22 protein-coding genes and 1 pseudogene are annotated in these 20,743 nt (G+C 62.3%); 8 read left to right on the top strand and 15 right to left on the bottom strand.

From position 1 onward, the window contains the following. Positions 1–65 precede the first annotated feature (65 nt). The gene (locus V1294_RS12435; protein ID WP_334497386.1) at positions 66–782 is read right to left on the bottom strand and encodes an NUDIX hydrolase; all 717 of its coding nucleotides are present in this window, start codon (positions 780–782) and stop codon (positions 66–68) included. 41 nt (positions 783–823) lie between these two features. Continuing rightward, on the bottom strand, positions 824–1,852 hold the full coding sequence (locus V1294_RS12430; protein ID WP_334497384.1) for an ABC transporter substrate-binding protein: 1,029 nt from the start codon (positions 1,850–1,852) through the stop codon (positions 824–826). Between the two features lie 134 nt (positions 1,853–1,986). Between V1294_RS12430 and V1294_RS12425 the strand changes: the two genes are divergently transcribed. Together V1294_RS12425 and V1294_RS12420 are read left to right on the top strand one after the other, a co-directional pair. Beyond that, positions 1,987–2,436, top strand: coding sequence for a cupin domain-containing protein (locus V1294_RS12425; protein WP_108515307.1), 450 nt, complete (start codon positions 1,987–1,989; stop codon positions 2,434–2,436). Positions 2,437–2,594: 158 nt separating this feature from the next. Further along, positions 2,595–3,056, top strand: coding sequence for an OsmC family protein (locus V1294_RS12420; RefSeq protein WP_334478088.1), 462 nt, complete (start codon positions 2,595–2,597; stop codon positions 3,054–3,056). 214 nt (positions 3,057–3,270) lie between these two features. On the opposite strand, the gene V1294_RS12415 is transcribed toward V1294_RS12420, so the two are convergent. Further along, complete coding sequence (locus tag V1294_RS12415; protein ID WP_334497380.1) at positions 3,271–3,678, bottom strand: hypothetical protein; 408 nt, start codon at positions 3,676–3,678, stop codon at positions 3,271–3,273. A gap of 188 nt (positions 3,679–3,866) precedes the next feature. Here V1294_RS12415 and V1294_RS12410 point away from each other — a divergent pair, with 188 nt between their 5' ends. After that, positions 3,867–4,508 carry a cation diffusion facilitator family transporter gene (locus tag V1294_RS12410; RefSeq protein ID WP_334497378.1) on the top strand — a complete coding sequence of 214 codons (642 nt, stop codon included), beginning with the start codon at positions 3,867–3,869 and terminating at the stop codon, positions 4,506–4,508. 100 nt (positions 4,509–4,608) lie between these two features. Here V1294_RS12410 and V1294_RS12405 read toward each other — a convergent pair. From V1294_RS12405 to V1294_RS12390, 4 genes and pseudogenes are all read right to left on the bottom strand, one after another. Next, positions 4,609–4,820 (bottom strand): annotated as a pseudogene (locus V1294_RS12405) (GTP-binding protein); the annotation flags it as partial. A gap of 46 nt (positions 4,821–4,866) precedes the next feature. After that, a complete protein-coding gene (locus V1294_RS12400) occupies positions 4,867–5,196 on the bottom strand; it encodes a hypothetical protein (protein WP_334478083.1) in 330 nt (109 codons plus the stop codon). Between the two features lie 117 nt (positions 5,197–5,313). After that, a complete protein-coding gene (locus V1294_RS12395; protein ID WP_334497376.1) occupies positions 5,314–6,102 on the bottom strand; it encodes an ABC transporter permease in 789 nt (262 codons plus the stop codon). Then, entirely contained in the window at positions 6,102–6,929 is an 828-nt protein-coding gene (locus V1294_RS12390) for an ABC transporter ATP-binding protein (protein WP_334478080.1), read from the bottom strand. Before V1294_RS12390 ends, V1294_RS12395 begins: the two co-directional genes overlap by 1 nt. 253 nt (positions 6,930–7,182) lie before the next feature. Here V1294_RS12390 and V1294_RS12385 point away from each other — a divergent pair, with 253 nt between their 5' ends. Beyond that, a complete protein-coding gene (locus V1294_RS12385; RefSeq protein WP_334478078.1) occupies positions 7,183–7,968 on the top strand; it encodes an ATP-binding cassette domain-containing protein in 786 nt (261 codons plus the stop codon). Beyond that, positions 7,965–9,524: an ABC transporter permease/substrate-binding protein gene (locus V1294_RS12380; RefSeq protein ID WP_334497374.1), complete on the top strand. Its 1,560-nt coding sequence runs from the start codon at positions 7,965–7,967 to the stop codon at positions 9,522–9,524. The genes V1294_RS12385 and V1294_RS12380 overlap by 4 nt, the downstream gene beginning before the upstream one ends. Before the next feature lie 147 nt (positions 9,525–9,671). On the opposite strand, the gene V1294_RS12375 is transcribed toward V1294_RS12380, so the two are convergent. The 5 genes from V1294_RS12375 to V1294_RS12355 form a co-directional block, all read right to left on the bottom strand. Continuing rightward, positions 9,672–11,021 carry an IS5 family transposase gene (locus V1294_RS12375; protein WP_334495671.1) on the bottom strand — a complete coding sequence of 450 codons (1,350 nt, stop codon included), beginning with the start codon at positions 11,019–11,021 and terminating at the stop codon, positions 9,672–9,674. Positions 11,022–11,126: 105 nt separating this feature from the next. Then, entirely contained in the window at positions 11,127–11,690 is a 564-nt protein-coding gene (locus V1294_RS12370; protein WP_334497372.1) for an REP-associated tyrosine transposase, read from the bottom strand. Positions 11,691–11,787: 97 nt separating this feature from the next. Further along, entirely contained in the window at positions 11,788–13,518 is a 1,731-nt protein-coding gene (locus V1294_RS12365) for a sulfatase-like hydrolase/transferase (RefSeq protein WP_334497369.1), read from the bottom strand. Positions 13,519–13,551: 33 nt separating this feature from the next. Further along, the gene (locus tag V1294_RS12360) at positions 13,552–15,261 is read right to left on the bottom strand and encodes a sulfatase-like hydrolase/transferase (protein WP_334478071.1); all 1,710 of its coding nucleotides are present in this window, start codon (positions 15,259–15,261) and stop codon (positions 13,552–13,554) included. Between the two features lie 283 nt (positions 15,262–15,544). Beyond that, a complete protein-coding gene (locus V1294_RS12355; protein WP_334497367.1) occupies positions 15,545–16,234 on the bottom strand; it encodes a TetR/AcrR family transcriptional regulator in 690 nt (229 codons plus the stop codon). A 199-nt stretch (positions 16,235–16,433) separates the two neighbouring features. Here V1294_RS12355 and V1294_RS12350 point away from each other — a divergent pair, with 199 nt between their 5' ends. After that, the gene (locus tag V1294_RS12350; protein ID WP_334497365.1) at positions 16,434–17,051 is read left to right on the top strand and encodes a hypothetical protein; all 618 of its coding nucleotides are present in this window, start codon (positions 16,434–16,436) and stop codon (positions 17,049–17,051) included. A gap of 1 nt (position 17,052) precedes the next feature. Here V1294_RS12350 and V1294_RS12345 read toward each other — a convergent pair whose 3' ends face one another. After that, a complete protein-coding gene (locus V1294_RS12345) occupies positions 17,053–17,295 on the bottom strand; it encodes a hypothetical protein (protein ID WP_334504611.1) in 243 nt (80 codons plus the stop codon). 11 nt (positions 17,296–17,306) lie between these two features. Then, positions 17,307–18,158 (bottom strand): SDR family oxidoreductase, encoded by an 852-nt coding sequence (locus V1294_RS12340; protein WP_334497363.1) that lies wholly within the window; start codon positions 18,156–18,158, stop codon positions 17,307–17,309. A 456-nt stretch (positions 18,159–18,614) separates the two neighbouring features. Here V1294_RS12340 and V1294_RS12335 point away from each other — a divergent pair, with 456 nt between their 5' ends. Beyond that, positions 18,615–19,721 carry a DUF2336 domain-containing protein gene (locus V1294_RS12335; RefSeq protein WP_334478058.1) on the top strand — a complete coding sequence of 369 codons (1,107 nt, stop codon included), beginning with the start codon at positions 18,615–18,617 and terminating at the stop codon, positions 19,719–19,721. Here the strand turns inward: V1294_RS12335 and V1294_RS12330 are convergent. After that, on the bottom strand, positions 19,705–19,884 hold the full coding sequence (locus tag V1294_RS12330; protein ID WP_334497361.1) for a hypothetical protein: 180 nt from the start codon (positions 19,882–19,884) through the stop codon (positions 19,705–19,707). The genes V1294_RS12335 and V1294_RS12330 overlap by 17 nt on opposite strands. A 324-nt stretch (positions 19,885–20,208) precedes the next feature. Here V1294_RS12330 and V1294_RS12325 point away from each other — a divergent pair, with 324 nt between their 5' ends. Beyond that, positions 20,209–20,658, top strand: a complete 450-nt coding sequence (locus tag V1294_RS12325) for a hypothetical protein (protein ID WP_334497359.1) — start codon at positions 20,209–20,211, stop codon at positions 20,656–20,658. Positions 20,659–20,743 lie beyond the last annotated feature (85 nt).

The raw sequence follows: 20,743 nt of genomic DNA, 5'->3' as shown, positions 1-20,743 counted from the left end.
TTTCTTGTTCTTGTTGCCGCCTATCACATTGGTAGCGCGACCAGATGTCAAGCGTATTGCTGGCGTCAGGACCCGGAAGCGAGCTGCGCCTCGATGAACGCCGTGACAAAACGCGGCATTGCGGAGGTGAGATCGTCGGCGCCGCGCACGAGGTGGATGGCGGCTAATTCAGGCTGACGCTGCAAGGCGAGATTGGCCACGATCCGGTCGCGCACGACGTCACCCGACATATCGACCCGCAACATGCGGATCATCGCAACCGCAGGTCCGGTATAGATGCAGTGCCAATCCGGCTCGCTCTCGTATTCGCCGGGCGCAAGGCCCGTCTCTTCCTCGAGTTCGCGCGTGACGCTGCCCGATATGTCGACCGTGCCGTCCCTGATGTCGTCGAGATCGGGTGTTCCGGAAGGAAAATAGATGCGCCCGGCATTCGACGTGTGCTGGCCCATCTCGCCGAGCACGAAGGCGCCGTCGGCGCAGCAGAGCGCGCCCATGCCGAACCCGTTGAACACGCTTGGGTCAGGAAAGCCCCAGTCGCGCCACGCCAGAAAACTTGCGAAATCGGTTTCGAAATAGCTGGCGCTGAAGCGGTCGCCGGCAAACACCGGATTGCGCCCGAGCAGGACGCGACCGTTCCACAGCGCGGGCTTTTCACGCTGCTTGTCGGCGAAATGCGCCGCTATCTCCGCGCGGCGCGTTTCGGCAAACGGCCACGTCCACGCTTCGACAACGAGGTCGAGCGCGCTGACGCGATGAATGACCAAGGGTTTCGTGTCACTCATCGCCTGACTTCGCTTGATTTCACGCCGATCCCGCCCTGCCCTTATTTCGCGCTCGTGCCGGTGGTCTTCTTGACCTGCTCGACATATTTGTTGGTCCAGGTCTTGGTCACGTCGATATTGGCTTTCGCGACCTCGGGCGAACCTTCGCTGAACACGGCGAGCACCGCGTCGGCGCCCTTGGGGTCCATCTTGCCGGTCTCCGAATACATCGGGATCGTGTTCTTCAGCGCGGCGAGATAGAGCTCCTTGTTCTTGCCGACGATTTCATCGGGCATCTTCGCCATGATCTCTTCCGGCGAATGCGAGTGGATCCAGGCCAGCGTGTTGACGATCGCATTGGTCAGCGCCTGCACTTCCTTTTCGTGCGACTTGATCCACGCCGTGGTGGTGTAGAGCGCCCCGCCCGGATACTCGCCGCCGAACAGCGCGAGCGTGTCTTTTTGCGTGCGGGTGTCGGCGAGTATCTTCAAATCGGGATAGCTGCCCTGCAAAACGGTGACGGAGGGATCGAGCATCACCGCTGCGTCGATCTGCCCCTGCTGCATCGCCGCCACGGCGGTCGCGCCGAGGCCGACACCAATCACCGCGGCGCTGGTCGGATCGAGGCCGTTCTTCTTCAACAGATACTTCAGGAAAAAGTCGGTCGAGGAGCCCGGCGCGCTGACGCCGACCTTCTTGCCGGCCAGATCCTTGATCGACTTGATCTCATTGGTATGGGCGGGCGATACGACAAGCACCAGGCCGGGGTAGCGGTCATAGATCACGAAGGACTGCAATTCCTGCTTCTTGGCGGCCAGATTGACGCAGTGGTCGAAATAGCCCGACACCACGTCGGCGCTGCCGCCGAGCACGGCCTTCAGCGCGTCCGAACCGCCCTTCAGGTCGACCAGCTCGACGGCAAGGCCGGCCTTTTCGTATTCGCCAAGCTGCTTGGCCAGCACGGTGGGCAGATAGCACAGGCAGGAGCCGCCGCCGATCGCGACCGTGACCTTGCTTTGCGCTGCGGCAAGACCTGTCGTCAGCACCATCGCCAGCAGCACCCCGGCCAGCCGGCCGAACAGTTTCTTCATGGGTTCCTCCATTCGTTGGCGGGCAAGATAGAGCAGCGCGTGGACGTTGAGAAGGCGACTTTCCGACCGCTGGCCAAGCGCGAAAGAGCGGCATAGCATCGCCTCTACAATAATCAACACAGGGGGAGACTGCCATGAATCGCCTGGCCATCACGCTATCGCTCGCCGCCGCCTTCGCCGCCGGTTGCAGCGTCACCCATCTGCTACGGCCGGCGATTGCCGCCGAGAACATCGCCGCGCAGGTCATCCACACCGGCGAACTCGAAGGCGATGCGCTCGGCATGCCCTCGGGCACCGGCATGCGCTCCAAACTGTTCGTCGCCGCCGACGGCATGACCATCTCGATCCAGGACGGCAATGTCGGCAAGCACATGCATCCCAACACCAACGAGATCCAGTACATCCTCGACGGCACCGGCACGATCTGGCTGGGCGACAAGGAAGTGCGGGTAAAGCCGGGCGATCTGGTCGTGATCCCCAAGGGCACCGCGCATGGCGGCACCAAGCCGGACGGCCGCACCCTCAAGGCGATCGCGATCAAGACGCCGCCGCAGGCGCCTGACGATACGAAGATGTTGAATTGACGCTGCACGTCGCAGCTTCGTAGGGTGGGCAAAGGCGCTCTTCGCGCCGTGCCCACCATGTTCTTGCTGTGGTCGTGATGGTGGGCACGCTTCCGCCTTCGCTCGTTGAGCTACGGCGGACAGGTCGCTTTGCCCACCTACGATTCCTGGAGGATCACGTGGCAACAGGCAAAACATACAAGTCCTTTCGGTACAGCAACAACCTGGTCTGGGACACCGCTCGCCGCGGCCGAACGTCGGCGCCCGGCAAACCCGACATCGAGATCGGCAGTCCTCCCGAATTCAAGGGAGAGGCGGGCGTCTGGGCTCCCGAAGAAATGCTGGTCGCCGCGCTGAATGCTTGCATGATGCTGACGTTTGTATCGTTCGCGCAAAGCAAGCGGCTCGAGTTTGTCGCCTATGAAAGCGCCGCGGAAGGCGTGCTGGAAAACGTCGACGGCAAATATCGAATTGTTGAAGTCAGCGTTCGGCCAACCCTGGTCCTGAGAAGCGAGGCTGATATCGCCGCCGCCCAAACGATCATGGCTAAGGTTAAGGAAAACTGCTTCATTTCCAACTCGATCACCGCTGACGTGACATTGGATCCGCAATTTCAGCTGGCATCCGATGTCGCCATCTAGGCGCAAACGCCGTGGGGTGGGCAAAGGCGCGCTCTTCGCGCTGTGCCCACCATCCATCCGCATCGCGAGCTTGATGGTGGGCACGCTTCGCTTTGCCCACCCTACGATTCTGAATCCATGTAACAGTCACGGATATCTGAACCCGTAGATTGGTGCTCGGCTCGCAACCTTCGTTCCCACCTGAACGTTAAAACATTGGCTATCGGTAACTAAATCAGGGTGCCGGCACCTCAGGCATCGTTGGCTTCCGCAACCATTCCACTATTGTCTGCGATGACGGGGTACCGATGGCAAACAAGCGCAAGGAGTATTGCCAATGATCACATGTACCGAGAAACACCATGCCAACCACACTCATAAGCATGGCCCGGATTGCGGGCACACCGCGGTTCGTCATGACGGACATGTGGATTATCTTCACGACGGCCATCTTCACCATATGCACGAGGATCACGTGGACGAACATGCCATCACGGTAAATGCCACAAATCCCGTGCAATGCACGCCTCAAGTCCATTGCGAGCACACGCACGGTCCAAACTGCGGACATGAAGCGGTGCCGCATGGTGACCATGTCGACTATCTTGTAGACGGCCGGCTGCACCATCCGCACGGTGATCATTGCGATGATCACGGGCCCGTGCAATTAGCCTGAGGGCGATGGTGATCAAACCCTGGCGGCGCTGGAGACGCCGGCCGATGACGCCTGCGACGATATCGCAACCGCGCGAACGAAGTAGGTCGTGTTCAGCACCTCGAAGCGCATTCTAGTGCACATATTTGCCAAGCCGCGGAAATTGGGGATGCAAAGTGGCTCATCATCAAAAAGCCGTCGCCGCTGCAGTGGCGATAAACACTGCAATCTTTCTGGTGGAGGGTGTTGCTGGCTATCAGGCATCGAGCCTGAGCCTCCTGATGGACAGCGCACATAACCTGTCGGACGAGTTGGCTCTGGTCTGCCTGTATGCAGCATTCCTCGTCACCAGAGGTCCTTCGCAGCGGCTGTTGCGAGCCGGAAATCTCTTTAACTCAGTCGGGCTGATTGCGGTCAGCGGGCTGCTTTTGTGGCAGGCCGGCGAGCGTCTGTTCAATCCGGTGCCGGTTCAGGGCGTCGTTCCGATGATCGTCGGTCTGGCTGCCGCTGCCGCCAATTGGAGCGTGGCCCGCTTGCTCCTGGAGCCAAGCCGAAACAACGCTGCAATCCGGCTCGCGTATATCCACAATCTTGGCGACGTATGGGTATCCCTTGCCCCGGTGGCCGCGGGCTTACTGCTTCTAGTGACGGGTTATCCAATCTTCGATCCAATCATCGCAGGAGCCGTTGCATTGTGGATCATTTTCACGACTGGCCGGGAGGTTCTTGAATCGCACGATGAACTGATATGGCCGGAAAAAATCATCTGCTGCCATACCGACCACGATCAACCGGTCGTGACGCCACAATCAAATTGAAACGGTAGCAGATGAATCGTGCCGCTTTCCGCACGAGCCTGAGATGATTGGCGCATGCTCGAAAAATGCCGCGTGCAGTTCGCCAATGCATCGACGATCAAACGCGGCAGGACTCAAATCCGTTGTTCATTTCGAAGTTCTCTTCTTCGGCGTTGACGATGAGGTCATTGTCGATTCCGACCTCGCCGAATTCATTGACGACGACGGCGTAGCGCCTGCCGTGCGTCTCCGTGAGGATACGGTAAGCGGCATGGTCTTTCCGGCCCCGAGATAGCCGGTAATCACCGTGACCGGAGTCCGGTTCAAAGCCATCTGCATGGGATTGTCCTTTGCTGATGCTGCAACTGGTCTGCGCCGGCTAGCGTCGATCCGCGGGTAAGCGATGGTCATTCCGTTTCGATGGAGATTCGGGCAGGCCGGCTGCTGCGGCCAACGGCGCCAGCGCATCCGCAAGGTCTGTCTGCGTGATCTGCTCGAGCGGCTTGTCGATCGTGATGGCCTCGGTTGGCCGTCTCGGGTGCATGATGAGCACGATGGTTCGGGCGCCGCCGCAACCGGGATCACCGCGTTCGCTTACGGTGATTATTGTTTCATCATCGGCGTTGATGGCTGTCCGGGCATGCTCTTTCAATTCGCGCACTACGTTCCATTGGTGGCGCGGCGACCTTGGGAAGAAAACAACAGTCATTGTCGACACAGCCTGAAGGAGCAAAGGTTTGCGTAACGTTATAACATTACACACCTATGTCAAACAGCTTGTAGTGCACTCTGGGCATAGGCCTGCGCCTTGCAATGCCGGAGGCGGCTACCCCCTGCCCTCCGCCGCGACCGGCCGCCAGATCAAAAGCCGGCGCTCGACCAGCGTCACCACCATGTCGATCAGGATGACGAAGGCTGACAGCACGAACATCCCGGCGAACACGGCGGCGACGTCGAACACGCCTTCGGCCTGCTGGATCAGGTAGCCGAGACCGGCCGCCGATCCCAGATATTCGCCGACGACAGCACCGACCACGGCAAAGCCGACCGCAGTGTGCAGCGACGAAAACATCCACGACAACGCCGAGGGCCAGTACACATGCCGCGTCAATTGCCGCTCGCTCATGCCGAGCATGCGGCCGTTGTCCAGCACGGTTTGGCTGACCTCCTTGACGCCCTGATAGACGTTGAAGAACACGATGAAGAACACCAGCGTCACGCCGAGCGCGACCTTGGACCAGATGCCTAAGCCGAGCCACAGCGTGAAGATCGGCGCCAGCACCACGCGCGGCAGCGCGTTGACCATCTTGACGTAGGGATCGAACACCGCGGCGACGCGGGGCTGGCGCGCGAACCAGAAGCCGACCAGCACGCCGCCGACCGAGCCGATCACGAAAGCCAGCACCGACTCCCACAGCGTGATCATCAGATGCTTCCAGATCACGCCGGACGTGAACCATTTGACGATCTGGCTGCCGACATCGACCGGGTTGGAGAAGAAGAACGGCGGCAGCAGGATGCGGCCGAACACCGGCACGGTGGCGAGGAACTGCCACAGCGAGAGTGCGACCACGGCCACCATCAATTGCCAGAACAGCAGTGTCAGGCGCGACATCAGCCGACCTCCGCACTTAGCGTCGACTGCGCATAACCCTTCATCACTTCGTCCTTCAGCACGCTCCAGATTTCGCGGTGCAGTTCGTGGAATTGCTTTTCCATCCGCACTTCGGAGATGTCGCGCGGGCGCGGCAACGGCACGCGCCAGTCGCCGATGATGCGCGCCGAGGGACCTGCCGACATGATCACGACGCGGTCGGCGAGCGCGATCGCCTCTTCGAGATCGTGGGTGACGAACAGCACGGCCTTGCGGTCGGCGTTCCACAGTTCCAGCAGCAGATTGCCCATGATCTGCCGGGTCTGGGCATCGAGCGGGCCGAACGGCTCGTCCATCAAAAGGATTTTTGGATCGCGGATCAAAACCTGCGCAAGGCCGACACGCTTGCGCTGCCCGCCCGACAGCATGTGCGGATAGCGGTTGGCGAAGGCGCCGAGCCCGACGGAGGTGAGCCAGCCCTGCGCGCGCTGCAGCGCCTGCTCGCGCGGCGCGCCCTTGATGTCGAGGCCAATGGCGACATTGTCGATCGCGGTCTTCCAGGGAAACAGCGCATCGGCCTGGAACAGATAGCCGGCATCGCGGTTCAACCCCGTCAGCGGCTTGCCGAAAATCTTCACCGACCCCGCGGCGGGCTTCAGGAGGCCGGCTGCGACATTGAGCAGCGTCGATTTCCCGCACCCGGTCGGGCCCACAATGGCGACGAACTCGCCATGGGCGACGGACAGGCTGGCCCGCTCCACGGCTGTGTAGACGCGATCCCCGGCAACGCGAAATGCCACGGTCGCATTGTCGAGTGCGACCGCCGTTGGCTGAGCCGAATCCGCCATGTTTCTCCCCAAAGGTTGGAGAGATGCCTTAGCGGTTACCAAGGATAAGTTCAACGCGGCGGCGTGACGTGGTAGTTGATCTCCACCCTCCCCTGGAGGGGGAGGGTCGGCCTCGCATCGCAAGATGCGAGACGGGGTGGGGTGATCTCTCAACTCGGACACTGTTCGAGGGGAGAGACCGTCACCCCACCCCGCCGCTCCTTTCAGTCGCGTCGAACCTCCCCCTCCAGGGGAGGGTGAGAGTCGAGATCGCATGGCCGCTCCCCTGATCGCCTATACCCAAGTCGGCAAGACCTTTGACGGCGGCCGCGTGGTGGCTGTCGACGACGTCTCGCTCGAGGTCGCCGAGGGTGAATTTTTGGCCATCGTCGGCGGCTCCGGCTCGGGCAAGACCACGCTGTTGCGGCTCGCCAACCGGCTGATCGAGACGGATTCCGGCTCGATCACGGTCGAGGGCGAAGACGTGCGCAGCGTCGATCCGATCCTGCTGCGGCGGCGGATCGGCTATGTCTTTCAAAGCGGCGGACTTTTTCCGCATCTGACCGTCACCGACAATATCGGCATTACGCCGAAGCTGACGGGCACTCCGCCTGCGGAGATTTCCGCGCGGGTGGATGAACTGCTCGACCTTGTCAGGCTCGACCGGGCGGAATACCGCGACCGGCTGCCGCACGAACTCTCCGGCGGCCAGCGTCAGCGCGTCGGCGTGGCGCGCGCGCTTGCCGCAAAGCCGCGCATCGTGCTGATGGACGAGCCGTTCGGCGCGCTCGATCCGCTCACCCGCGATGCGCTCGGCGACGATTTTCGCGAGCTGCATCGCACGCTCGGCCTGACCACGGTCATGATCACCCATGACATGACGGAAGCCATTCTGCTCGCCGACCGGATCGCGGTGATGGGCGGCGGCCGGCTGCTGGCGCAGGGCACGCCGCCAGAGCTTTCCGAAAGTGACGATGCTTATGTCGGCGAACTGCTGCGCACGCCGCGCCGGCAGGCCGAGCGACTCGGCGCCCTGCTGCCGCGGGACGGTGCGGCATGAGCATCTTCGCCGATCCGCGCTGGAGCGAGGCATTCAGTCATCTACCCGATTATCTCGGCAGCCATGTCCGCGTCAGCGTCACCGCGCTGGCGCTGGGCCTCCTGGTCAGCCTGCCCCTCGCGATTGCGGTACGCAATCGTCGAGTAGCGCGCGGCGCGCTGCTCGGGCTCGCCAGCATCGTGCAGACGGTGCCGGGACTGGCGCTGCTGGCACTGTTCTATCCGCTGCTGCTGGCGCTCGCGGCACTGTCGCTGTCGTGGTTCGGCATCGGCTTCTCCGCGTTCGGATTTTTGCCCGCGGTGCTGGCGCTGGCGCTCTATTCAATGCTGCCGGTGTTGCGCAACACCATTACGGGCCTGCAGGGCGTGGAGCCTGCGATACTGGAAGCAGCCCAGGGCGTCGGCATGACGCCGCGGCAATCGCTGTTCACCGTGGAATTGCCGCTGGCGCTGCCGGTCATGATGGCGGGCATCCGCACCGCGGCGGTCTGGGTGATCGGCACCGCGACGCTGTCGACGCCGATCGGCCAGACCAGCCTCGGCAATTACATCTTTGCGGGGCTACAGACCCAGAACTGGGTGTTCGTGCTGTTCGGCTGCGTTGCCGCCGCGGCGCTGGCGCTGCTGGTCGATCAACTGCTGGCGCTAATCGAAGGTGGCCTGCGCAACCGCAGCCGTTTTCGCGCGGTCCTCGGCGGCGCCGGCATCGCGGCGCTGGTCGCGGCCACGCTGGTGCCGACCATCATGCGGTCGCAGACGAACTACGTCGTCGGCGCAAAAACCTTCACCGAACAATATGTGCTGTCGGCATTGATGGCGCAGCGGCTGAAAGCCGCGGGGCTTCCTGCGACGACGCGAGAGGGCCTCGGCTCCAACGTGATCTTCGGGGCGCTGGCGGCAAACGACATCGACGTCTATGTCGACTATTCCGGCACGCTGTGGGCCAACCAGTTCCAGCGCAACGACATCAGGCCGCGAGAGGTGCTGCTGGCCGAACTGAAGACGATGCTGGCGAAGCAGAACATCACGCTGCTCGGCGAGCTCGGCTTCGAGAACGCCTATGCGCTGGTGATGCCGCGCAAGCGCGCCGAGCAATTGGGCATCCGCACCATCGCCGACCTCGCCTCGCGCGCGGCCAACATGTCGATTGCCGGCGACTATGAATTCTTCTCGCGCCCCGAATGGACCGCGCTGCGCAAGGCCTACGGCCTGTCGTTCCGCGGCCAGCGGCAGATGCAGCCGGACTTCATGTATGCAGCCGTCGCCTCCGGCGAGGTCGACGTCATCGCCGGCTACACCAGCGACGGGCTGATCGCGAAATATGATCTGGTTGTTCTGGGCGACGTCAAGCGCGCGATCCCGCCCTATGATGCAATGGTGCTGCTGGCGCCGAAGCGCGCCGATGACGAGGCATTGCGCAAGGCGCTGACCCCGCTGCTCGGCAAGATCGACATCGCCACGATGCGCGAGGCCAATCTGCGCGCCGCCGGCAACGATGCCGCGAGTTCGCCGGACGCCGTGGCGCAGTGGCTGTGGGAGAAGGTGGGGAAGAAGTAGGCCATTGTCTGCCATGGCCCATCCCCGTTATTGCCAGGAGCGCAGACTTCGTAGGGTGGGCAAAGGCGCACTTGCGCCGTGCCCACCATCATTCGCCAAACGAACCAGGAATTTCCCGTAAATCGTCGTCCGTGAAGAATCGGGATTTCAGGCTGGGCTGAGCCGCAATTTGAGGCTGAGCCGAGAGAGGATTTCGAACAGCAGAAAGCTCAGCCACCGGATGAGGCGGCGGAAGTTGTAGCCGACGGCGGCCATGACGGCATTGGTGGCATCGCCCTGGCGATGCCAGAGGTAATTGCGGCCCATGCGGTGCTCGGATTTGAGATGGCCGATGACCGGCTCGACGGCGGAACGCCGTCGGAGCTCGCGCTTGATCTGTGGTGTCACCCGCCGCTTCTGTCCTGAGATGAACACCCTGAACTTGTAATCGGGCGGGGCGTTGTGGCCGCGATAGCCCTTGTCGAGGAGCGCGCGCTCGATGGTGTTGCCGATCAGCTCCTCCATCTCGGGGATGACGGTTGCAAGTGTATGGCCGTCATAGGGGTTGCCGGGCAGCGCCTTCACATGGGTCACGAACTGCCCACCCTTGGCGTGCGCCAGCGTGGTGGCGACCGAGACCTTGACGCCGAACTCGTAAGGTCGGTGCGCCTTGCCCTTGCCGATGCATTCCACCTCCGGCGCGTGCAGCGAGTAGACCTTCGGTCCACGCTGGTGCTGCTTCTGCTCAAGCACGCGTCGCGCCCGTGCCAGCATGCGCTCCAACACGATCCCACCGAGCAAGTCGGCGTTGCCACCAAGTTTGCGGCCGATGTCGCGGATGATACGGCCGAGATAGGTTTTGAGCTTCTTCAAGGCTTTGTTGGCGCGCTTGAACTGCTTGGCGTGGGCATAACGCTGGTGCTTGATCAGCGCGAACTTGCCCACTCTGGCATAGGATTGGCGCAGCTTGACACCATATCGTTTCGCCAGCCGGACCAGGATCTCGCGGGCGCGGTTCAGCAGCCTGGCATCGGTCGGGAACATCACGTTCTTGGGCTGCACCGTCGTGTCGATGATGACCCGATTAAGATCGGCCGGTTTGATCGCCTCGGTCTTGCTGGCCACCGCAAGGCTCTCCTGCAGCAAGGCCTGCAACTTCTCCTCGCCCATGCGTTGCCGCCAGCGCGTCAGCGAGGAGCGGTCGAACATCAGGCGGTGCTGGAAGAACTCCTCGCCGCAGAAGAACTGGTAATAGGGGTTCTCCACCCAGCGCTCGCACAGCACTTCATCGGAGAGGTCGTAGGTGTGCTTGAGGATCGCAAGCCCCGCCATCAGCCGCGTCGGCAATGCCGGCCGGCCGGGCTTGTCCTCGTAGACCGCTCCGAATTTCTGCTCGAGGAAGGGCCAGTCGATCGTCCGCGCCAGCTTCACCAGCGGGTGGCCCATATCGATGATCGCGTCCAGCCGCGAGCGCAGAAGGTCGCTCTGTCCCGTCTCTCGTCGTTCCTTTGGCCGCATCGTCCCCTCCGATGCCACCAAGAGAATCACGACCCCCGATTCGAGGGAAACCAAAAAAACAAAATTGCAAGCTTTCCCGCTATCAAGCCCCAAAAGCTGGCAATCTCAAAAGCCGCCGAGCCAGGAAAATCGACTCCCTCTCAACGGCTTGGGAAATTTTTCACGGCCGACTAAATCTCCTCCCCAATCTGCGGCAAGAAGTCCACGTTCAACGTAGTGGTGGAAACTGCTGTGAGGCCAATCAGCCACACGCGTGACATACCCGTGCTTCACCGGATTGAAGTGAATATAATCGACGTGTCGCTCGAGATTGGCATCGTCTCGAATGGCATTCTCCCAATAACGACGTTGCCAGATGCCTTTTTCCCGCTTGATAACCTTGCTTGCCGATCGCTCTTGCGCGTCGAGGCCGCGCGAAAAGCCGCTCTTGATCAAGCTCCAGCGGGTAGAGAAATCCGCGTCGTCTTCTGGCAATCTCCAGACTGCATGAATGTGATCGGGCAAGATGCAGATGGCTATGGTTTCAAACGGGCGTTCTTGTCGGACGGCTTGATAAATGCGCCGGAGGCGACCGATTTCCTTGAACAACAGCTTACTTGGTCGTTGCGCCAGAACGACCGTAAAAAAGAAAATGCTACCCTTGATGTTTGCCCTGACATAACGTGACATGACGCACTGTAGCGCAGAGCCTTCGACATTTGGAAGACGGTGGGCACGGCGCAAGTGCGCCTTTGCCCACCCTACGAGATCTCGCAATGACGGCGCGTCAAAGCCCCTTGATCATGCCGGCATCAATCAGCAGCCGGTTGAACCTGCGCGCTTCCGCGCCTTTCCTGCAGGCGTAGAACGTGCCCTTGCAGCGGAGCATGATGCGCTTCTGTTCGGCGAACGACGGGTCGAGCGGAATGCCGGCGGCTTCCTGGAGGACGAGTGGAATATATGCCGCATCGAGCGTCTCGAGCGCCGACGACAGGCTGGAGGGTGAGTAGTTGATGCCGTCGATGGCATAGTAGGTGGAAAAGTAGCGTGGATCGGCGACCATCACCCGTTTCGCCAGCGTCGCCTGATCAATCCCCGGCTCCAGCATCTTTTGCGAAATGGCTGGCTGGTGATCGCCGAAACGCAGCACCAGGAACGACTGATCCGGATAGTCGTGCTTCAGCCGCGCGGTGAATTCGCGATAGTCATTCGCCGTCATGGTCTGGCGGCGAATGTATTCATCGACCTCCGCCGTGTTTCCCGGCGGCGTCCAGCCCGGCGGCGTCAGATCGGGCCGGTAGACGTCGGTCCAGGGAAAATGGTTGGCGGTGAGGTAGACGAACATGAAGACCGGCGCTTGCTGGGCCTGCTCGCGCGCAAACACCTTTAGCGCCTGATCGAAATAGAACTTGTCGGGCTGCATGTCCTGGTTCACGCCCATATCCGCCATGTCGACGAAATGGCCGACGCCGGCTCCCTTCTGGAAGGTTCGCGCGCCAAGGAAGTTGCCATAGGTCGGGTAGAGCGAGAACGTCTTGTACCCGCAGTTCCGTAGCGCCTGTGGCAGTCCACGCGTCACGCGACCTGCGGTTATCCTCGTCACGTAGAACTTGAGATCGCCGAACGAGCGCGCCGACAGGCCGGTCAGCACATTGAATTCGGTGTACCATGTCGGACCGCCGGTCGACTCCGCGATCATGGTGCGCTGCTTGCCGTCGATGGACTTGAAGTGGTCGGTGTACCCCGCCGGCACCTTGATGCCGGGCGCGGACGTGACGTCGAAACTCGACTCGTCGAGCAGCATGATGATGTGCGGCCGCTTTGCGTTGGCATCGCAGGCAGCGTCAGGCGGCAGCGCCGAAAGGCCGGCGGCGCGAGCGTCCCGCGCGAGGCTGAGCGGACCGTTCGCCGGCGGATCGGCTTCGATCCATCCGGTCGAAGCCAGCCGCGACACCGCCACCACGCCGGAGCGCGCCAGACTGGAAATATGATTGACGCCCTGGAATGGCTCCCATGCCTGCTCGGGCGAGGCGACCGACATCGCCGCGATCAGCGCAGCGCTCGCCCCCACTCCCGTCAGTGCAAGGCGGCGGCGCACGCGGAACGGATCGAAACGCCAGATCAGCCACAACAGCGGAACCGCAACGAGGCCCGCCGCGATCAACTGCATCTGCAAGCGCGGGAACACCGAGAGCAGAAACGAAAACGTATCGCGGTCGATGATCAGGAAGTCGAGGAACGTCAGCGTTAACTGCAGAATTCCGAACTTGAAGTGCGACAGCGCGATCAGGATCACGATGAAAGCCAGCGCCAGCGCGGCGCAGATTCCGGGCCGCTGCAGCACGACCAGCAGGAAGCAGTTCAGGAACACCCACGCCAGCACGGACAACGTGATCGCAAACGGGCCGTATTCGGTGGTCGAGAGAACCGCCAGCCCCGCGAGATGGACAGCAACGATCAGGCCAGCGAGAGCAAAGAACCTGATACCGCGCGATTCCGCGACGGTGCTTTCGCTCATTCCAGGTTCAGCAATCGCAGACATATCGGCGTCCTAAAGCCCCTTGATGAAACCTGCCTCGATCAATAACCGGTTGAACCTGCGCGCCTCGGCGCCGTCCTTGCAGGCGTAGAATACACCCTTGCAACGGAGCATGATGTTCTTTTGCTCCTCGAAGGACGGGTCGAGCGGAATGCCGGCGGCTTCCTGGATTACCAACGGCAGATAGGGCGCGTCGATCCTGTCCATCACGGCGGAACTCTTCACCGGCTCGAAGTTGATGGCGTCGATCGCGTAATAGGTAGTGAAGTAGCGCGGGTCGTAGGTGTCGAACTTGCGGGCGACCCGGGCTTCGTCCAGACCGGGATCCAGCAGGTTCGACGAAAACTCCGGCTGATGGTCGCCATAGCGAACGATCAGGAACGGCTGTGCCGGGAATTTCTTCTTCAGGCTGGCGACGAAGCCCGCATAGTCGCCGGCGCTCATGGTCTGGCGGCGCAGATATTCGTCGACCACCGGCGCGTTGCCGGGCTTGCTCCAGGCCGGCAGCAGGTCGGGGCGGAATTTGGTTTCCCAGGGGAAATGATTGGCGGCGAGATAGACGAAGGTGAACAGCGGCGTATTGGCCGGCTGCTCGGCGATCAGCTTCACGGCCTTGTCGTAGAAGAAGCTGTCCGGCTCGATGCCCTTCGCGCCGAGATCGCGCGCGTCGTAGAAGTGCTGGATGCCCGTGGAACTCTGGAAGCCGCGCGCGCCCATGAAGGCACCGTAGGCCGGATAGAGCGAGAGGGTGTTGTAGCCGCAGCGGCGCAGCGCCAGCGGCAACCCGCGCTCGACCCGCCCCGACGCGATGCGGGTGACGAAATAGGAGAAGCGGCCGAACGAGCGCGACGACAGGCCCGCCAGTACGTTGTACTCGGCCATCCAGCTTGCGCCGCCGCTGCTTTCGGCCATGAACTTGCGCTCGCGGCCGTCAAAGGATTTGAAGTGGCTGCCATAGCCCGGCGGCACCTTGACGCCGTTGGCCTGACGGATGTCGAAGCTCGACTCGTCATGGATCATGATGATGTGCGGGCGGCGGCCGGCGACATGACAGGAATCGACCAGCGGCATCTTCAACCGCTCGGCCGTCACGGCCTCCGATTCCATGAAGCCGTAAGTGGCGAAGTCGGAAACCGCTGTCACGCCCGAGCGGGCGAATTTGGAGAGATAGCCGTCGTCGTAGTAGCCGCGCCAGGCTTCGTCCGGCCAGGTCATGGCCTGCCCGGTCAGCGCGGCAAGACAGGCCAGCAGGCCGGCGGCTGCCGGCAGGCGGCGGATGCGGAACGGATCGAGCCACCACAGCGCGTACATCAGCGGCAGGATGACCAGCGCAGCGCCGACCACGCTCCAGCGCAAGTTCGGAAAGATCGTGAACAGGTAGGCCGCGGTGTCGCGGTCGATCACCATCAGGTCGACGAAATTCGCGGTCATCTGCACGACGTCGTGCTTGAGCCGGGACAGCAGCACCAGCAGCACGACCATCGTCAGCGACAGCGCGCCCGACAGCGCCGGGCGCCGCAGCAGCGCGATAAAGCAGAAGTTCAGGATGCCCCAGGCCAGCGCAAAACCCATGCGGCCGCCGAAATCGGCTTCGGTCTCCAGCATGACCCCCAGCGCGGCCATGTGCGGTGCAGCGACAGCCGAAAGCCGCCAGAACCCGATGGCGGCAAGACCGGCAACGAGGGTAGTGGCGGAGGGCCCTGGATTTGGCGCGGGCGCCATGGGTGAATACGCAACATGACCCGGCGCAATGCAAAGCCTTGGCTGGTGACGACCAGGAGACGCACGACCCATCCGGAACCTGTGTCGTGTCATAAAAACGTAGTGGTTTCGTCATGAACGCGCAATGAATTTGCCCCGCAGGGTAAATACGGGGGACAATTAGTGTCATTCCGGGGCGCGAAGTAGCCCGGCTTGGTCACCGTCATTCCGGGGCGCGAAGCGAACCCGGAATCTCGAGATTCCGGGTTCGATGCTTCGCATCGCCCCGGAATGACACCAGTTGTTAGGGCCGCTTGGCAATGCCCTCGATGAAGAGGTCGAGGATCGCCTCGGCGGTCTGCTCGGCCTCGGGGCCGGCGACGCCCCAGCGCGGGAAATGGCCGTCGATATTCATTCGGGCAAATCCATAGACCAGCGCCCGGCCGGCGATCTGGACCTGCCTGAGGTCCGCCGACCGGAGCTGGCCCGCCGCAAAGGCCTCCTCGAGCGTGCGCTCGGTGAGTTCGATCAACTCGGCATTGTTACGTGAGACGCCAGCCGCCTTGTCGTGATCGAACAGCCGGCGGCTGGAGATGACCTCGAAATGCGTCGGGTTTCGCATTGCCCAGCGCAGATAGGCCAGACCCAGGCAGCGAAACCGCGCCAGGGGATCGCCAGCCGGCGCTTCGGCCAGCGCCGCCTCGATCTCGGCGCGGAACCGCCGCTGCGCCTCCTCCGCCACCGCCTGCATCAGGGCGTCGCGGCTCGGAAAATGCCGGAACGGCGCTCCCGGCGAGACGCCGGCGCGGCGGGCGGCCTCGCGGACGCTGACCGCCTCCGCCCCGCCTTCGCCGACCAATTGCAGCGCGGCGTCGATCAGGACCCGCCGGAGATCGCCGTGGTGATACGGCTTTGGCGCGGGCGCTCGCGAAATGCGGCGGCGCGGTTTGGCCGTGGGCGCTTTCGCTGCAGGAGATTTGGCGGCAGGACGCATGCCCTCTCCTACCATCACCGCCTTGTGAATGTAAGCACCGATTACACGGATTGACCAAACAGGCCATGGACATGTAACTGGTGATTACATCACCATCCGCGTCATTGCGAGCGCAGCGAAGCAATCCATCTCGCCACGTCAAGAAAGAATGGATTGCTTCGCTTCGCTCGCAATGACGGCGCAAACAATGGGGCGAAACATGCCGACGCGTCAGAACTGGTTCGATGGCTGGCGGCTGTTCGCCCTGCTGTCGCTGACACTGCTCGCACTTAGCATCTGGATCGCCGGCATGCGGGGTTTTGAGGTCGACGGCGTGCGGATGGTGATCCGCTTCACCGCGCGGACCTCGTTGGTGCTGTTCTGCGTCGCCTTCGCAGGTGCCGCACTGGCCCGGCTGTGGCCCAACGCATGGACGCGATGGCAGCGCCGCAACCGCCGCTATCTCGGCGTCAGCTTTGCGGCCTCGCACGCCATCCACGCGGTCGCCATCTTAGCCTTCGCCATGATGGATCCCATAGGATATGCCGCAGCAACCTCGACCGCGTCCTACATCTTCGGCGGCATCGGCTATGCCTTCATCATCGCGATGACCGCAACCTCGTTCGACCGCACCGCGGCCGCGATCGGCGCGCGCGCCTGGCGCCGGCTGCATCTCGCCGGCGGCTATTACCTGCTGTTCCAGTTCATGGTGTCGTTCGGCAAGCGGATTCCCGACATGCCGCTCTACGCGCTGTTCCTGATTCCGCTGGTTGCCGTGTTCGCGCTGCGCATGATCGCGATGGCACCGCGGGCCAAGCGGACCGTTCAGGCCGGTTGATCTAGTTGTTCGCCAGCAAGAAAAACTTACGGCCGAGTTGATGGTGCACCGTGATGACAGCCCGATCGACATCGCTGATCAGGCTGTCGCCGAGCACGACGTTGGGGATTTCCCAGTTTCGCCCCTCGCGGACGGGCAATGCCGACAGCGCCGGAACGGAAGCTGTTTCGCACCCGGGTTGAGCGCGAAGCGCTGCGTTGGCGAGCAGGGTCAACTCGGCGTGGGTCTTGCCAATGCGCGTCATCACGGCCGACTTCATCCCTGCGGCGTCAGCCCGAGGCGCTTGGCGATGATCCGGTCGAGGGTGCGCTTGGGCAGCACCGCCGCCATGAACTGCTGAATCGGATCCGGCGCGATCATGTAGCGCACCTTGGGGTTCGGCAACGTCAATGCCCCGAACACCTTCTCGGCAATTGTCTCCGCCGGCAATCCGGTGGCACCAAGGCCGAGCATGAAGGCGCGGATTTTCTCCAGCGCCGGAAAATACGGCGAGTTCTTGTAAGGAGAGATATCGACCTCCTCGGCCTTGCTCCAGATCGGCGTCTTCACCGCGCCCGGCGCAATGATGATGACGTCGATCCCGAACAGCATCAGTTCGCGGCGCAGGCTCTCTGACAGCCCCTCGATCGCATGCTTCGAGGCGGCATAGGCTGCCGTCATCGGGCTGCCGCTCTTGCCGGAGACCGAGGAGATCATCACGATCCGTCCCTTCGGTCCCTTCAGGGACGGATCGGAGCCGAGCAGCGGTCCGAAAGCCTGGGTTGCGATGATCGGCCCGATGAAATTGACCTCCATCTGGCGGCGGAATTCGTCGGCGGCGAGTTCGAGCACCGGGCCGGTGACCGCAATGCCGGCATTGTTGACGAGGCCGGCGAGCGTTTCGCCATTGAGGGCGCCACGGACCTCGCGCGCGGCGGCCAGCACGGCAGCCTCATCGGTGACGTCGAAGATCAATGGCGTGAAGTTTGCTCCAAACTCGCCCTTGAGACGGTCGGCGTCGGCCTGCTTGCGCACGCTGCCGAACACGCGGAAACCGCGGTCGAGCAACATCTTGGCGCTGGCCCAGCCAATGCCGGTGGACGCCCCGGTGATGACAACAGATCTCATGACCTTAAGCCCTTGTGAGAGGTTTAATGAAGTTCGTCGTGAAGGAATGCTTAAGCACCGGCTTGGTGAGCTTCCTCCGCGGGTGCGGCCAGCCTTGACGGCGTCTTGTTCGGCCCGTTGCTATTCGATCTTTCCCGGGAACGGTTTGGAGAGGATAGCAGCCGGACCAAGATACCGGAAGCGGCGGCACATGCCAGATCCGGTTCGACATCGGCGATTTATCGCGTGAAATCGCCGCATACGTCCCAATCACGTTGGTAAAGCAATTCGAAACGCGGTGTTGGCAATGCGCGGCCTGCTTCGACGCCGACGCGCTTGTTACGCCGCCGCCAACCGATTGCCCATTTCAGGCGCAGTCGATCTGTATTTCTACCGGGTCGCGCCTTTAACGCGGGCGTAAGGCTCGGCTTGTCATTGTGCGCGCCAACCCTTCAACAACCAGACAGGCTGCCCACAATGGTGCAACAGCCGGCGCACTCAATCATTGCCGAACTTGAAGATGCCGTCAGAGGCGGCTCGTCTGCCCGACGGGTGGAAACCCTGCGGCAGGTCACCGATCTGTTCCTCAATGACGGGGAACGCCTCAGCGACGACCAGGTCAAGGTCTTCGACGACGTGCTCTGCCTCCTGATCGCGCGCGTCGAAACGCGGGCGAAGGCCGAACTTTCCAGGCGGCTGGCGCCGCTCGACTACGCGCCGTTCGAGGTGATCCAGCATTTGGCCTGGGACGACGAGATCGAGGTCGCCGGCAATGTGCTTGCCAATTCCAGCCGGCTCGGGACCGAGGTGCTGGTCGAGATCGCCAGCAGCAAGGGGCAGGACCACCTGCTCGCCATTTCCAGCCGTGCCGAACTGCCTGCGGCCGTGACCGACGTCATCGTCGGCCGCGGCGAAGACCAGGTGATCCGAAAACTCGCCAACAACGCCGGCGCCAAGTTCTCCGACCAGGGCTTTTCCACGATCGTCGCCCGCGCCGGCGCGGACGACGAACTGGTGGAAATCCTCGGCCTGCGCGCCGATTTCCCGGCAAAGTTCATTGCTGACCTGTTGCGCCGCGCCAAGGACGCGGTCCGCGCCCGGCTTTTGGCCATCGCGCCGCCCACAGTCCAGGAAGAGATCAAACGGGTCCTGAACGAGATCGCCCGCGAGGCACCGCCTTCGAGCCGCAGCTTCGGCGTTGCCGAGGAATACGTGAAGCTGATGAAGGGACTGAACGAGCTGGACGACGCGGCGGTCTACAAGTTCGCCGAATCGAACAAGTTCGACGAGGTCACCGTGGCGCTTGCCGTCCTCAACGACATGCCGGTCGAAATGACAGCCAGGTTGATGGAAGGCCCCCGCGCCGACCTGATCCTCATCCCCTGCCGCTCGGCACGCCTGAACTGGCCGACGGTCGAGTCGATCCTGCGCAACCGGCCGGTAAAGCCTCCGATCAGCGAACAGACCCTGGAGATCGCGCAACGTGATTTCCGCAAGCTGTCGATGGAGACGGCGCAGCGCACCGTCCGCTTCTGGCAGCTTCACAACAAGATCGAGAAGGAACCGATCATTCGGGCGAGTTGAGCACGCCGCCCCGGGCCCGGCATTTCCGTTCGAATGAGCACGATGCCGGGAACTGATCATCACTGGCATGGATGCTGCCGGCGGCGGCTCCATTGATCATGATGATTTCGTCTTGGCCGTCCAGCCCGGAATGAACCTGCCGTATCGGCACCCGCACCGCCATCGATAAAAGTCGGCGCCGCCAAGGCCCGCAAGAACGTCACTGCCACCCTGAAATCGTCGCCGGCCGTTTGGATTCGCGGGCTTGGCCTGTAACTTCGACGCGATCGTTGCGGCGTCGCCCGAGCCGGGCTGTGCTCCGGGTGAGGCATCCGAGCAACTATTTAAGGTTGTTCGCGGTTTGGTTGGAATGCTATGATCCGACTCGTGGTGCAGGGGGCTGCAATAACCGAATGAAACTGGAACTTCTCATTTGCGCGACGGTCACCCTCGTGGTGCTGCTGCTCGCGGCTCGCTTCACCATGCGGTACTTTTTCCCGCCAGACACATGATCGAGCGTCTTCAAACGGCAAAGGTGACTGGCATGGCGTTGGCTGTCTTTGCAGCCTATTTGCCTGTCGCGCTTTGGACGGCCCTCTCCGCTCCGCACCCGCCGAAGCCCGGCGCGCTGCTGGTAAGTGGTGCGACACTTTTCGGCAGCGACAGGACCAAACATATGTTCCTCTACAGGGGGCCGCCGGGCTTGCGGGCGCTGGAAGACAGCGATCCACAAAACCAGAGGTCTCCGGTTATTCTCTACGAGAACGACAAGGCGCTAGGACCGGCCTACAGCGCACACCACACCATCGAGGACATTGGTCTGGGCCGATATGCCCACTGGAAAGATTTCGGCATTATGTTCTCGTCCAGCGACAACACCGATCCCCGATACAACGGCAGAAACTACTGGATTGTGATTCCCGGGGACACGGCCACAGTCGCGAAATCCAAATCCTAGTCCGCGACAGAGGCGACTTCCCGGCCCAATAAATGCCACGCAATGCTGGAGACTGTCGCACGTTCCGACGACGGAACGCGCATCA

Origin of the sequence: Bradyrhizobium sp. AZCC 1678 (genome assembly GCF_036924765.1) — a bacterium.
Lineage (GTDB): Bacteria > Pseudomonadota > Alphaproteobacteria > Rhizobiales > Xanthobacteraceae > Bradyrhizobium > Bradyrhizobium algeriense.
This window is presented reverse-complemented; position numbering and strand designations above follow the sequence as displayed.

What these genes read in the sequence shown, in the direction of transcription:
- V1294_RS12435 (WP_334497386.1), bottom strand. Translation starts at nt 782, where the DNA reads ATGAGTGACACGAAACCCTTGGTCATTCATCGCGTCAGCGCGCTCGAC.
- V1294_RS12430 (WP_334497384.1), bottom strand. Translation starts at nt 1,852, where the DNA reads ATGAAGAAACTGTTCGGCCGGCTGGCCGGGGTGCTGCTGGCGATGGTG.
- V1294_RS12425 (WP_108515307.1), top strand. Translation starts at nt 1,987, where the DNA reads ATGAATCGCCTGGCCATCACGCTATCGCTCGCCGCCGCCTTCGCCGCC.
- V1294_RS12415 (WP_334497380.1), bottom strand. Translation starts at nt 3,678, where the DNA reads ATGATCACCGTGCGGATGGTGCAGCCGGCCGTCTACAAGATAGTCGAC.
- V1294_RS12400 (WP_334478083.1), bottom strand. Translation starts at nt 5,196, where the DNA reads ATGACTGTTGTTTTCTTCCCAAGGTCGCCGCGCCACCAATGGAACGTA.
- V1294_RS12395 (WP_334497376.1), bottom strand. Translation starts at nt 6,102, where the DNA reads ATGTCGCGCCTGACACTGCTGTTCTGGCAATTGATGGTGGCCGTGGTC.
- V1294_RS12390 (WP_334478080.1), bottom strand. Translation starts at nt 6,929, where the DNA reads ATGGCGGATTCGGCTCAGCCAACGGCGGTCGCACTCGACAATGCGACC.
- V1294_RS12385 (WP_334478078.1), top strand. Translation starts at nt 7,183, where the DNA reads ATGGCCGCTCCCCTGATCGCCTATACCCAAGTCGGCAAGACCTTTGAC.
- V1294_RS12380 (WP_334497374.1), top strand. Translation starts at nt 7,965, where the DNA reads ATGAGCATCTTCGCCGATCCGCGCTGGAGCGAGGCATTCAGTCATCTA.
- V1294_RS12375 (WP_334495671.1), bottom strand. Translation starts at nt 11,021, where the DNA reads ATGCGGCCAAAGGAACGACGAGAGACGGGACAGAGCGACCTTCTGCGC.
- V1294_RS12370 (WP_334497372.1), bottom strand. Translation starts at nt 11,690, where the DNA reads ATGTCACGTTATGTCAGGGCAAACATCAAGGGTAGCATTTTCTTTTTT.
- V1294_RS12365 (WP_334497369.1), bottom strand. Translation starts at nt 13,518, where the DNA reads ATGAGCGAAAGCACCGTCGCGGAATCGCGCGGTATCAGGTTCTTTGCT.
- V1294_RS12360 (WP_334478071.1), bottom strand. Translation starts at nt 15,261, where the DNA reads ATGGCGCCCGCGCCAAATCCAGGGCCCTCCGCCACTACCCTCGTTGCC.
- V1294_RS12355 (WP_334497367.1), bottom strand. Translation starts at nt 16,234, where the DNA reads ATGCGTCCTGCCGCCAAATCTCCTGCAGCGAAAGCGCCCACGGCCAAA.
- V1294_RS12350 (WP_334497365.1), top strand. Translation starts at nt 16,434, where the DNA reads ATGCCGACGCGTCAGAACTGGTTCGATGGCTGGCGGCTGTTCGCCCTG.
- V1294_RS12345 (WP_334504611.1), bottom strand. Translation starts at nt 17,295, where the DNA reads ATGACGCGCATTGGCAAGACCCACGCCGAGTTGACCCTGCTCGCCAAC.
- V1294_RS12340 (WP_334497363.1), bottom strand. Translation starts at nt 18,158, where the DNA reads ATGAGATCTGTTGTCATCACCGGGGCGTCCACCGGCATTGGCTGGGCC.
- V1294_RS12335 (WP_334478058.1), top strand. Translation starts at nt 18,615, where the DNA reads ATGGTGCAACAGCCGGCGCACTCAATCATTGCCGAACTTGAAGATGCC.
- V1294_RS12330 (WP_334497361.1), bottom strand. Translation starts at nt 19,884, where the DNA reads ATGGCGGTGCGGGTGCCGATACGGCAGGTTCATTCCGGGCTGGACGGC.
- V1294_RS12325 (WP_334497359.1), top strand. Translation starts at nt 20,209, where the DNA reads ATGATCGAGCGTCTTCAAACGGCAAAGGTGACTGGCATGGCGTTGGCT.